The sequence below is a fragment of the Eremococcus coleocola DSM 15696 genome (assembly GCF_000428865.1).
Classification (GTDB): domain Bacteria; phylum Bacillota; class Bacilli; order Lactobacillales; family Aerococcaceae; genus Eremococcus; species Eremococcus coleocola.
On record NZ_AUAT01000035.1, the window covers coordinates 1 to 11,707 of the forward strand.

The 11,707-nt window shown below is 38.6% G+C and carries 15 protein-coding genes; all 15 read right to left on the minus strand.

Annotation, left to right across the window (positions count from 1 at the left end):
• The coding region (locus tag G396_RS10570) for a phage tail spike protein (RefSeq protein ID WP_051221239.1) at window positions 1-1,869 on the minus strand (1,869 nt) is incomplete at its 3' end.
• Window positions 1,866-2,579 (minus strand): distal tail protein Dit, encoded by a 714-nt coding sequence (locus G396_RS0108025; protein ID WP_028125649.1) that lies wholly within the window; start codon window positions 2,577-2,579, stop codon window positions 1,866-1,868. The genes G396_RS0108025 and G396_RS10570, both read right to left, overlap by 4 nt.
• Complete coding sequence (locus G396_RS11035; RefSeq protein WP_051221241.1) at window positions 2,576-6,256, minus strand: tape measure protein; 3,681 nt, start codon at window positions 6,254-6,256, stop codon at window positions 2,576-2,578. Before G396_RS11035 ends, G396_RS0108025 begins: the two co-directional genes overlap by 4 nt.
• Window positions 6,257-6,270: 14 nt before the next feature.
• Window positions 6,271-6,855, minus strand: coding sequence for a Gp15 family bacteriophage protein (locus G396_RS0108035; RefSeq protein ID WP_028125650.1), 585 nt, complete (start codon window positions 6,853-6,855; stop codon window positions 6,271-6,273).
• 2 nt (window positions 6,856-6,857) lie between these two features.
• Entirely contained in the window at window positions 6,858-7,217 is a 360-nt protein-coding gene (locus tag G396_RS0108040) for a hypothetical protein (RefSeq protein WP_028125651.1), read from the minus strand.
• A 60-nt stretch (window positions 7,218-7,277) separates the two neighbouring features.
• On the minus strand, window positions 7,278-7,751 hold the full coding sequence (locus G396_RS0108045; RefSeq protein WP_028125652.1) for a phage tail tube protein: 474 nt from the start codon (window positions 7,749-7,751) through the stop codon (window positions 7,278-7,280).
• Entirely contained in the window at window positions 7,752-8,156 is a 405-nt protein-coding gene (locus tag G396_RS0108050; RefSeq protein ID WP_028125653.1) for a minor capsid protein, read from the minus strand. It abuts the gene before it with no gap.
• Window positions 8,153-8,506 carry a minor capsid protein gene (locus tag G396_RS0108055; RefSeq protein ID WP_028125654.1) on the minus strand — a complete coding sequence of 118 codons (354 nt, stop codon included), beginning with the start codon at window positions 8,504-8,506 and terminating at the stop codon, window positions 8,153-8,155. The genes G396_RS0108050 and G396_RS0108055 overlap by 4 nt, the downstream gene beginning before the upstream one ends.
• On the minus strand, window positions 8,506-8,838 hold the full coding sequence (locus G396_RS0108060) for a putative minor capsid protein (RefSeq protein WP_028125655.1): 333 nt from the start codon (window positions 8,836-8,838) through the stop codon (window positions 8,506-8,508). The genes G396_RS0108055 and G396_RS0108060 overlap by 1 nt, the downstream gene beginning before the upstream one ends.
• Window positions 8,828-9,214, minus strand: a complete 387-nt coding sequence (locus G396_RS0108065; RefSeq protein WP_028125656.1) for a hypothetical protein — start codon at window positions 9,212-9,214, stop codon at window positions 8,828-8,830. The genes G396_RS0108060 and G396_RS0108065 overlap by 11 nt, the downstream gene beginning before the upstream one ends.
• 15 nt (window positions 9,215-9,229) lie before the next feature.
• Window positions 9,230-9,421, minus strand: coding sequence for a hypothetical protein (locus tag G396_RS0108070; RefSeq protein WP_028125657.1), 192 nt, complete (start codon window positions 9,419-9,421; stop codon window positions 9,230-9,232).
• A gap of 13 nt (window positions 9,422-9,434) precedes the next feature.
• The gene (locus G396_RS0108075; protein WP_248623924.1) at window positions 9,435-10,289 is read right to left on the minus strand and encodes a phage capsid protein; all 855 of its coding nucleotides are present in this window, start codon (window positions 10,287-10,289) and stop codon (window positions 9,435-9,437) included.
• A 49-nt stretch (window positions 10,290-10,338) separates the two neighbouring features.
• Entirely contained in the window at window positions 10,339-10,938 is a 600-nt protein-coding gene (locus G396_RS10585) for a hypothetical protein (protein ID WP_051221243.1), read from the minus strand.
• Between the two features lie 237 nt (window positions 10,939-11,175).
• Window positions 11,176-11,511: a YjcQ family protein gene (locus tag G396_RS0108085; RefSeq protein WP_028125659.1), complete on the minus strand. Its 336-nt coding sequence runs from the start codon at window positions 11,509-11,511 to the stop codon at window positions 11,176-11,178.
• A 12-nt stretch (window positions 11,512-11,523) separates the two neighbouring features.
• Window positions 11,524-11,707: hypothetical protein (locus G396_RS11270; protein WP_028125660.1), on the minus strand; the 184-nt coding region annotated here is incomplete at its 5' end.

Genomic DNA, 11,707 nt, shown 5'->3' on the forward strand with positions numbered 1-11,707 from the left:
AACCTCTGGAAATTTCTCAAAATCAGGCACGAGCTGATATAGGACATCTTCAACCACTGATAGATTGTAGCCAAACTTGACCAAGACTTTTTGAACGATTCCGCAAATAGCTTCAAAACTTATTGTGTAAGTTTCACCCGCTTTAAAACCACCGTCATTCGCCATGACCTCAATTCCGTCAAGGTCTCGCATTTCTAACTTACGGTCAAACTCGCCAATCAGTAGATTTTTGTTATATCGTGTGATTCCGTCATTCCCAATCATTTCAGCGTTCACCTTTGATGTTTCTCGCACCGCTTCAATCTCGGATTTTAAATCATCGAAGTTAGGAATGCTTGCCTTGATTTCGTCTATTTCTTTCTTGGATAGTCCTGCTTCTTCTAATTGATTGATAATGCTGTCAATGTCAATGGTTTTGAGTTGTTCGTCAATTTCAGTCATACGCTTTTTGAGGTCTTCCCTCGCTTGCGCCATTTCGGCTTGGGCTTGATCTACCTTAGCTTGCAGTTCTCGTTCAAACGTTTCTGTATCAAGAACGTTTGCCCATTTTTCTCCGTCCCATTTTTTGATACGATAAAAATTACCATTTTTTTCAAACCACGTATCGTCAATTTTATGTTCCATATTAGGGTCTGGTTCTTCATACCAAATACGATTACCAAAGCCATTCATTAAATATGGAACAAGGTTATTGACTGCTTTTTTAGTTTCAGATTCGATATTATCTAGGCGTTCTTGTAAATCTTTGTTAACTGTACTCGCAAACGACTTGCCAACCATTCCAAGTTCGATTGATTCGTTTCTATCCAATAAGCAGTTATATTCGACCACAACCACCTTGGCATCATTGTTTGTGATACCAATCTTTGGATAATAAACAGGTACTATGTCACATAGTTCAATCTCTTCTAAAATCGCTAAATCTTTATAATCAACAGTGGTTGCTAGATCAATATATTCAATCTTGGTGTTAATCTTTGGTGCACCGATTTTATTATTCTTAACATACGTTTCTGCGTGTTGTCTTAATTTTTCAACTGTCGGCACTTCTTTTTCGCCAAATTTATTAGATAAATCAACCATCTTAATTCGGCGGCTGGCGTATATTTCAACGAATTCACTATCGATTATTTTTTCTGGCAAAATAACTGTAACTGTTTCTTGTTTTTTATCAGATACCACTTCGCTATTTTCGCTAGCTTCTTGTTGTGGCGTGTAAGATGCAAAAGGCATAACCGAGGTATATGCCCCAGTTATATCCTCATCTTCTTCGGCAGAAACAATATTCCGACCATATTCAAGAACAGTGGGCACTTTACGTCCTAACTGTTTATGTAACCTAATCCGTTGGTTATCGAATTCGTATTCGCCACCGAACACATCAAGAATTGAGCCAGCCATTCCGCCTAGCACCTTACGAATGTTTTCTACTTTGGTTATATCCCAAGTCACATTCCCAGTGGTTTGAATATCTGACCAAACATCAAATTCAGTATCACCAGTGGAATTAGCAATCGCTAACCTTAGTGCACCTTCCGCATTAATGCTGTCGGCTTTCAGTGTCTGACTTAAAGTCATATACTCCAGCTTACCGCTAATATGATTGGCATAAATCTTAATTACATTCTTGCTATCTCGATTAATCCGAGTAATTTCAAAAGTCTGATTCTTGGTCAAAACCCCAGCGTCTGCTTTAATCTTCATTTCTTTCTTAAACAAATTCGCCATTTCGCCATGAGCAGGGTATTCAATATATAAAGAATATTCGCCATTGCGTTCTCGTCTAGCTATGGCTTTAGTAGCGTTTATTTCGCCAAAACCATAGGTTAGAAATGTTTTTTCTTCCGCACCAAATAAAATAGGTTTCATAGTTTAACCCCCCAATATGGGGCGATTTTCATCTGAAAACTACCTGTCATGGATATTTCATTCTTTCCTAAATCAAGATAAGGCAATTGGTATTGTTCCGACCGAACAACATTATTCCATTTAGCGGTTTGACTGTAATAAATCATGTTGCGTTGCATATCCAAAGTAATTCCTTCTTGGACGCCTTGTAATTTAGTTTGCCGACCATTAATCGTTAGTACGCCATCACCAGAGCCCACTAACTCAATAATAGGCTTGGCAATCGTGTTTCCTTTGTTTTCTAGTGTTCCACCAGAAAAAGACTTTAATTCGATTGAATCCGTATAGATTTTAATCGGCTTGCATAAGAAATTAACTTTAAGATTACCAAATTGTCGCAGTACTTCTTCTATTTCAAAGGTTTCGATGACAGTAGCAAAATAAATGAACTTTGGATCCCAAGAAAGCTTTAAATCCTTATATCCAAGTACATTTAACCAATCACTGATTCTGTCTTCAGCTTTTGTGAGATTATCGTTAGGTTGTAATCGCATAGGAAAGGATTTAACGACTGATTTGAGCCGGTTATTACTTAACAACAAATCACCATCTCGCCCCGGAACCGTTACTGTTTCAATGTCCCATCCAGTCGACTCATGGCTAACTTTATTAATAATACGGAGCCCCAAGCTTGAACTTGAGACTCCGTTAAATTCAATGTATGCTATCAAGCCATCTGACCTCCTTCCAAATTAATGTAATAAGCCATTTCCTTAATTAATCTCCGCATATTTTCAGGAGAATAAAAATCAGAATTCGCCTGTCCATTAGCATTTAATGTATACGAATTGTTATTAGTAACTGAAGAATTACTATTTCCAATAGCTAATCCACTCCGACTTGTGATTGCTGAACGTTTAGCAAAGGTTCTACCATTCACACCAATGATATCCTCCGGTGTTAGACGATAATTAGACATAGTATCTATCATGTTATTCATTGAGTTTTCTATCACGCCTAAATTATCATTAGAGCCTTTCGCAATCCCCTCTGGAATATACCTTCCGACTTCTTTTGCGAACAGACGTGAAGGTGAATGAATCATAGCCTTAGCTCTTGCAGCCCTAAGTGCTTGAGCTACTAAGGCATTTGCAGCCGCAGTAACCGCCCCCAGTGCAGACCGCATACCAGCTGCCAAACCGTTACCGATTTGAGCGCCAGCTGCACGCATGCCACCGACTGCACCCCTTGCAGTACTAATCGCTGCTTGAGTTACAGAACGAACTGCACCAGTTACCGCACCGCTAGTGCTTCTAATACCTTGCGCAAGTGCTTGACCTGATTGGGTACCAGCTTGCCGCATAGTTTGAACCATTTGTTGACAAATAGATTTAATCTTGCTTAATAGTGATTGCATCGTGCTTGAAACTGAACTGCTCATCGTACTAAATGCACTTGATACACTTGGTAATGAATTTGCCAAAGTAGTCAAGGCTGTTTTAGTTGTATTAATTGAAGTAGTTACTATGGCTAAAGTAGCGCTTAATGCCGTAATTGTAGCACCTAGAGCAGTGACTGATGCAGATGTGGTTATAAAACCAACACTTGCGGTTAAAATGCCAGCGCTCAAAGCTACTACAGCAGTTGAAACATTGGTAAAGCTAGTTTGCAATGTAGTCAATGCAGTTCCAGCTGTGGTTGCACTTGTACCTAATGCGGTCAAGTTTGTTCCAACGCCTGGCAACGTCGAGCCTAAACTACTTAGAGCATTTTTGGTGTTATTAATGTTAGAAATAACCCCATTTAATCCAGAACCTAACGTGCCGAAATTGGTAGACACAGTGGTTAAGGTTGTCCCTAATGTTGTGGTAGCTGTATTAATTGCAGTAAAAGCATTCCCAATATTGGTTAGTCCACTTGCTATTGAACCAGTATCCGCTTTAGCTAAATCTTTAACCGCTTTGGCTACTCCAGTCAAAGTACCAACTAAGTCTAGACCAGCCATATCTGCCACTCTTTGTAGAGCATCAGCCATTGAGTTTAAACCTGTACCCATATCGATGGCGGCTTGACCGATTGAATCAAATACTCCAGCAACACTTTCTAAAATGCCTTCGACAGTTTGCCCGAAAGTTTCGATGAGTTTCCCGGCGCTATTAAATATTTTTGTGACCGTATCGCCAAATTGTTTGATAGCACTAGTCACAGAGTCAATGACTCCTTTTACTCCTCCTAATAGACCAGAAAATGCTCCGATAATTTGAGATACTCCACTTGCTACAGCGCTAACTACTTGACTAATCGCTGAAGCTATCATCATAGACATTTGACCGAACGATACTAACACTTGCGAAATAGCCGAACCAATCGCAGTTGCTAAACCTGCAAATGCCGTCACAATTTGAGCAATACCACCTGCAATAGCAGAAACCAATCCGGCTAAAGCATTAATAATTTGAGCAGCCCCACTTGCTACCGCTGAAACTACTTGAGCAATAGCAGAACCGACTGCCGAAGCTAAATTGGCAAATGCCATAATAATCATTGGTAATTGAGATACACAATAGGCGACCATTTGAGCGATGGTTGGAATAAATGGAGCTAACGCTTGAACCACTTGAACAATGGTATTTCCGACTATTTGTGCGAATTGAAGGAAGATATTTCCCACAACACTTACAAGAGGTGTAGCTGCCGTAATGATCGTGGCTACCCCTGTGGCAATAGCAGTAACTATTCCAGCTATAGCGGTACCAACGCTTTCTACAATTCGACTGATGCCCTCACCAAGTCCAATCATAGCGGTCGCAACAGCAGTTCCTAAAGCAATCAAGATCGTCTTAACACCTTCACTTTGTGTGGCTAATAAAGCCAGTGAAGCTACCACAATGGCAATTGCAGCCGCAAAGGCTAGCATATTTACAGGATTCATAACTTGGGTCATTTGACCTAAGCCCATAAGAACGGTTTTAATTCCTTGACCAATCCCTTTAAATGCAGTTGAAATTCCTTGACCAACTCCTTTGAAGGTTTGAGAAAGACCAGCCCCTATACCACGGGCCATTGTTCCAATACCAGAAAACGTACTTTTGAACATGTTCCCCATTCCTTGGAATGTACTCTTTAAGCTCTTTCCAGCTGATTCAACAAACTTTCCAATTGCATTTTTAGCAGTTCTTGACCCTTTCGTTGCTTTATCAAATGGATTCAACCCTTTAATTACATCAAAAACACCTTTGATCTTGCTCGCAATATTTAAAGCTTTAATCGCAACAACCGCAGCTAAGACTCCTTTTGCGAAATTCTGAATTGTTGATGGTTTTAATTTAGAAACAAATTCTGCAACTTTAGAAACCGCCTGAGCTGCTGATTTGGCAAAATTACCAATCGTTGAACCTAAATCCTTGAAATTACCATTGAATCCAAGCAATGAACCAGCCACATGGCTAATTGCTTGTCCGATCGAGCTGAACATTGTCTTGATTGATCCTAAAGCACCAGTACTTGCAAACCCCTTAAATACCGCTTTCATAATCAGACCAGCCTTCTGAACACCTCTTGTTAAAGGAGTAAAATCAATGCTGTCTAATCCATCAGCTAGGTTTGAAAAGGCTTGAATACCAAGCTTATCTAGTTCTTCAAACGCTGGACTTAGTTTGTTTACGATCCCTTCTTTTAAACCATCAATTGCTTCACCTGTTGACTTGAACTCAGTCGCCATTTTAGCGAAATTTCCAGTAGTACCTACTTTTTCAACAGCATCAGCGAAATCACTTGAAGCAATTTCACCATCTTGAATCTTGCCGACCATTTCGTCTAAACTCATACCCATTTCTTTAGCAACCGCAGCCATACCAGCTGGAGATTGTTCGAGCATCAGTCTAAAATCTTGCCATTGTAAGTTAGGCTTAGTCAATGCTTGGGTCATTTGTTGAGATAATGTCTTCATCGCTTGCTTTGGATTTTCAGCCGAAGCCGCAATACCAGCCATACCTTTTACTAGTCCTTCTGCTCCATCACGACCAATCGCAGTCATCTGTGAATAAGTAGTAGCCATATCTGAAGCAGAATAAATAGATTGAGTGGCGAAATCTTGTAAAGTATTTTTTACTCTATTAATTTCTGAATCAGATTTGCCTAGCTGTTTCATATTCCCGTTGAAGGTCTTCCATGTTTTACCAGTACTAACTAGTTCACCACCTATTTCCCGGATACCGTTCCCAACCGAACGTACACCGCTCATCAACGCAGCCGAAACTAAGTTAGCACCTAATACCTTTTTGAAAATACCACCGGTTTTATTTGCTGAGTTACCTAATGAGCTAAATAGAGATTTTAAACGACTAGCACTTGACTTAGCCTTGCTATCCTCCATTATTGTCTCAATTGTAACCGAACCATCTGCCATCTTATCCCTCCTTTCTACTCTTCTGGAGGTAATTCATATTCTCTCTGTAGTTCTCTCATATATCGTTTGTATTCACTGGACTCACCTTTAGAAGGTTTCCAACTTCTTATCTGAATCACTTCAGAAAGTTTTGTATCCTTAGGCAATCCAGTGATCAATGCATTAAACTTCTTCCAATGGAGTTTTCCTTGTGCTTCAAATAAGTCGATATTATAAGCTTGCAAAAAAGAAGCATAAATATAATCTGAGTCATATCTCAAACTATAATTACGCTTCTCCTGCTTATCATCGGATTCTTTTTTAGGTAGGGGAATAATATTCCCGCTGATATCTCGCACAACATCTTCCGAAGCATTATCTAAAATATGTTCATCAAGAATGGCTTGATAAATTTCAATGGCTTCTTCCAATGTTAGTTTATTTGCGAAGTCAACCCCAGTGAACATGTTGATTATCATAAATGGTTTAATAACATCTGGTATAGATTTATCTCTAAGTAACTCGAACACCTTAAGTACAATATCAAACGATAAATTGAGAGGATAGATTTGATCATCAAGAATTAGTTTGTCATCTAAAGGTCTTGATAAATCTAACATCGCTATTGATTAATGTATTTAGCCAATTTTTCGTGTTCCATTTGGCTGTTATACTCATCGCTAATACCTTCTACAGTTTCCAAGAAGTAAATCATGGTGGATATTGAGGACTCACCTGCAAAAGCATAAACTTTATCAAAGGTTCCAGCTCCAAATGTACCATCCCAGGCTTCATGAAGTACTCCTTTCAGCTTATCCAGTGCTTCAATATCTGTTAAATCATTAATACCTTCAGCATCTTGTTTTATCTTATCAGCAACTGCTTGCATCAATTTATAATTTTCATCGTTAGCAACAAATTGTAAGCTAAAAGTTTCAAAATCAACAGGGATAACATTACTTCTCTTCTTAAATTGAACCATTTTATTTCCTCCTATTTGATAAATAAAAAGGGAGTTTAACACTCCCTACATAATTAACTCTTACACACCAGGAACTACATCAGAAACTTTAGTTTCTTTAGGTAGGGAAATCCATTTAATTGTGCATTCAAAGGCTTCAAACTCAGTTGCATCACCGTCACCGGTTTTAATACCAGAAACATTAGCAATAGCTTCCCATTGAGTCTGTCCATCTGAGGATACCACCTTAAACCATACTCGACGATCTTCACCGATTTTATATTTCATATCACGAATTAATTTTTGAGCAGCATCAGTAATATCGTGGTAGCCTTCAAAAGAGTAGCCTGCTGCCACAGAAATTACAGTTTCTTCAGGGGTTCCATCTCCATCATAAAAACCTTCATCATCGGTTTCTTCATCTGATTCATCACTCACAGTTACAATATATTTTGCTAATGGTAAATATTCTTTATCTGATGGTTTAGTATCAGGAGTTTCTGATTTCCAAGGAGCAATATAATGTTTCCGAAGTGCATTTTTTAATCTTGCCATTTAATCTTCCTCACTTTCAATTTCTAACTTTGCGACAATATCCAATAAATAAATGTAATAACCATGTTCATCCCGCTGATTTAGAAAAGGCTCACTGATACTAAGGTCAATAAAAGAATACGACCCATTTTTGCTTGGTAAATCTAAACTAAAATCAGACAACGCCGTATTAATAGCCATTAGATAAGCATTTGCTACCTCTTGGTTTTTAAGTTTAATAGCAATCTCATAAGGTAGACTCACTTCTTGAGAAGTGTCCATAAATACCTTTTCAACTTTACCTCCAGGCAAAGGATATAAAACCACATCTTCCCCTTCAGTTAAGTAATCTAAGCGAACCTTTATCGTATCATGTTGAGCATTTAAAAAATTTTTTAGAACGATGTTAAAATCATGTTTTTTCATGTTTTAATCCCCATTCCTTTTAGACCAGCTTTTCCAATCTTTTTCAGTTGACCTTCATTCAGTCGCTTATCCCAACGTTTCCCAGTACCGGCTGTTGTGTACTTTCTAAACGTAACAATTCCGTTTGTACCATAGAAATGTGCTCTACCATAAGGTCCCGGATAAGTAACACCCCTTTGGTCAGCGACAGCACCCGCTCTTAAAGTACCTTTTCGCATTGGTACATACTGTTCCATTTCCATCAAGGCTTGGTTAGCCATAGCAAACTGACCTCGTTTGATAGCTCCTGGTGAGAGCTTTTCTTCTATTCCAGAGAAATCAACATCCACTTTAATCAAAGGCTGGGGCATTAAATCACCTCGATTTCGTAACTAAATACCTTATTATTAAACGGATTTCGATTAATAATGATATCCCGAATTAAGTAAGTTCCAAATTCATCCTCTACCAAGGCATTCATCCATGATTTATCAATAGTCACCGGACAGTACTGAGGGTAAACATAAATAACACCAATTTTACTCTGTGTCCTGTTATTCTGGGATCCATCATTCTTGATTGACCTGTCAAAACGAACATTACTTAATGAAATAGGACCACCAAGTACTGGCGACCCCCATTCATCTTTTTCTAACTCTAACTTTACTGCAACAGTATCTACTAACAGCCTTTTATCGATCATAACAAACCCTCGCATATCCAAACCCAGCTAGCTTTAACCAGTTTAGAGCGTCGAGTGACAAATTAAATCGGTCAGCTCCTGAATCTATTTTAGAACCTTTACGAGTAATATCTGTCCGGCCAATACGGATACTCGATAATGCTTGGCGATTATCAGCACTTATAACCCCACTCTCGTGGTAATAAGCAATCTGATAAGCCACAGCATGTTTTACCGCATCTCGGCGAATAGGATTATCTATATCAAAATCAACAGTTTTATAAAAGAAGTTAGTATACAAATCCACTGCATTGCTCGCTTGGGCCAGTAACTTATCGAAGTTATCTACAGGTTCGAAGCCAAATTGAGCAAACTCAACTTCTGTAAGGTAGCTCATCGGCTCCCTCCTTATCTATTCCTCGGACGCTTCAGCTTCCTTTTCTTCAATCCGTTCTAAGAAATCACCTAAGTTAGGATATTTCTTATTCGCATTACGATTCGTAGCTTCCGCATCCTTTACAGTCATTTCTACTTCATCATCTTTTTGAACACGCCGACCTAACTTTTCTGAATCAAAAGTTAATAGCGCTTTAAACTTAGCCATATAGAACTACCTCCTATGCACCTGGCACAGTACCAGTTACTTTAACAATCGCTTTCTTATTGTCATCTAAAGTAAATGTACCGCCTTTAGCAGCCGCTTGTAATTGAACCCCATCAAAGTCAATCGCTTCAATCGTACGAGCAGTATTAATACCAATGAACGGAATAATGATTCCGTCTGGCACGAATAACGCCACAACACCTTTTTCAAAATACTTGGTAGGCGTTTCTTCAATAGCGAAGCCTTTGTAGCGTACTAAGCCATTATCATCAATGGATACACTAGAGCCTTTAGCGTTTGTATTAGCTGCCATATCGACAATTGAGTTATAAACTTCTGCAGATACATAAGCAGTCACAGGAGCTACAACTTCATTATCGATATAGAACTTACTTAACTCATTGAACAAGGCACGGACTGTTGTTTCTTGGAAATCTGCTAGAGTTTTGGTTTCAGCAGCATTATCAGAAATAAACTTACCATTTGCTTTATTTGCTCTACGAGTTTGAGCTTCAGATTGCAATTTCAAACGGTCAGCAACAGCAGCATTTAAGTCATTATTAACTGTAAAACGATCAATACCTTCGTGGATTGCTAAAGAATAATCATATTCCACATCTGTATCTGCATAAATAACCTCTGTCATATTACCAAAGCGAGTTGATTTTGCTGTGCCATCTCCGAATGCTGCATTTGCATCTGTTGAATATTCTCCAATAACGACTGGAGTATTATTTGTTTTGACAGAGAATGCCTTTTGATTATGTTGTACACCATCTAAGATTTGTAAAGGCGCCATTGCACGAGAGAATGCCTTACGTGCTTCGAATACTGTTTGTAACATTTGACGATATTGCGGTTGATACATACGTACCGCTAAGTTTTGATTTTCAGTTGTCATATTTTAATCCTTCTTTCTATTTATAACTATCGATAATAGCCTTGAATGGATCATTTTTACTTTCTCCTTTAGCTGAAGGATTACCACCCACAGTAATGATGGGCTTTTTGGGTTCCTCAACCGTTTCGTTCTTGAACTGAGGATACTTTTCTAAAACTTCTCCGATTGCTTCATCGATTGTTTTGTCTTCCGTAACTAAACGTTGTGCCAAAGTAATAACATCTTCGACAGAATCACCATGCACACCTGCTTTTAACGCTGAAATTTCAGCAAGTAAAGTCTTATTTTGACTTTCCAAGTTTTCATTAGCTTTTTGAGCTTGTGCCAATGCTTCATTCTGTCGCTCAACCTCCGTCTGTTGAGACTTTTGCCATTCTTGATACTTTGTTATCGCAGCTTTAGCATCTTCTTCAGTCTCAAAGCCTAGGTCCTTTAACATCGAAGAGCGTCCACTCGCTTTTTCCTTTGTACCAATCCGGTTTAAATCTTCTTGAGTGAAGATTGCTTCTGGTTTTCCTTCTCCACCAGTAGAGTCAGTCCCGGTCCCCTCTGCCGGGTCAGCTTCGCCTTCAGCGAACATTTGTAAATCCAGTTTCAACATTTCGTTTTCAGTCATTGTATTGTCCTCCAATGTAAGGTAATTTCCGTTCTTTTAGGTCTGCGGATAAAGACCAAAATAAAAAGGCTACTTGCTAAGCAAATAACCTTGTATTTTATATTCAGATAGTAGTCTATTCCTACCCGTCAAGATAATTGGATCACCGAGCCTTTCTATCAGTTTTCGTTGGTTTCAAGTCAGACTCACCCCCTTTAATTTGGGTATAAAAATACCACTCACCCATTTGGGAAGTGGCTACATTCCTGGAATCCATTCTTTGAGTTCTTTTAACGTTTTGTACACTTGTTTCATTTTGGAATTGTCTTGCAAATATTCAACACCTTTTGTTGTGATACGAACTACACTTAAGTCATGAATCTCTTCCAAACCATCATAATCAGATTCTACATATGAACCAGTTAAATATCCATCTTCAAACAAATTTCTATATATATCCATTAAATACGGAAGATTAATCCCCAATTTTGCTGGCGTGAGGTCATTTTGATTGATTGATTCTCCTGCTTTCATTTTCTGATAAAAATAATTTAGTAGCTTAAATACAACCACAAAATAATCATCGTTTGCCATGGGGCACGCCTCCTATAAGAATTCCACTCGCTCAACTCTATCTTCAGTAATCAATCGACCTACTGTCGTATCGCCGTCAACATCCAAGATAAATCCGTCACCTTCATCATTGTCTTCAATTGGGTCAAATCCCAGGAAAACCCCAGTTTCTATACTTCCATCACGCATATAGAGCTTTATAATTTTTTCTCTATTC

Bases quoted from the DNA above. Each gene is read 5' to 3' on its own strand.
- G396_RS11035 (WP_051221241.1), bottom strand. From the start codon at position 6,256: ATGGCAGATGGTTCGGTTACAATTGAGACAATAATGGAGGATAGCAAG.
- G396_RS0108035 (WP_028125650.1), bottom strand. From the start codon at position 6,855: ATGTTAGATTTATCAAGACCTTTAGATGACAAACTAATTCTTGATGAT.
- G396_RS0108040 (WP_028125651.1), bottom strand. From the start codon at position 7,217: ATGGTTCAATTTAAGAAGAGAAGTAATGTTATCCCTGTTGATTTTGAA.
- G396_RS0108045 (WP_028125652.1), bottom strand. From the start codon at position 7,751: ATGGCAAGATTAAAAAATGCACTTCGGAAACATTATATTGCTCCTTGG.
- G396_RS0108050 (WP_028125653.1), bottom strand. From the start codon at position 8,156: ATGAAAAAACATGATTTTAACATCGTTCTAAAAAATTTTTTAAATGCT.
- G396_RS0108055 (WP_028125654.1), bottom strand. From the start codon at position 8,506: ATGCCCCAGCCTTTGATTAAAGTGGATGTTGATTTCTCTGGAATAGAA.
- G396_RS0108060 (WP_028125655.1), bottom strand. From the start codon at position 8,838: ATGATCGATAAAAGGCTGTTAGTAGATACTGTTGCAGTAAAGTTAGAG.
- G396_RS0108065 (WP_028125656.1), bottom strand. From the start codon at position 9,214: ATGAGCTACCTTACAGAAGTTGAGTTTGCTCAATTTGGCTTCGAACCT.
- G396_RS0108070 (WP_028125657.1), bottom strand. From the start codon at position 9,421: ATGGCTAAGTTTAAAGCGCTATTAACTTTTGATTCAGAAAAGTTAGGT.
- G396_RS0108075 (WP_248623924.1), bottom strand. From the start codon at position 10,289: ATGTATCAACCGCAATATCGTCAAATGTTACAAACAGTATTCGAAGCA.
- G396_RS10585 (WP_051221243.1), bottom strand. From the start codon at position 10,938: ATGACTGAAAACGAAATGTTGAAACTGGATTTACAAATGTTCGCTGAA.
- G396_RS0108085 (WP_028125659.1), bottom strand. From the start codon at position 11,511: ATGGCAAACGATGATTATTTTGTGGTTGTATTTAAGCTACTAAATTAT.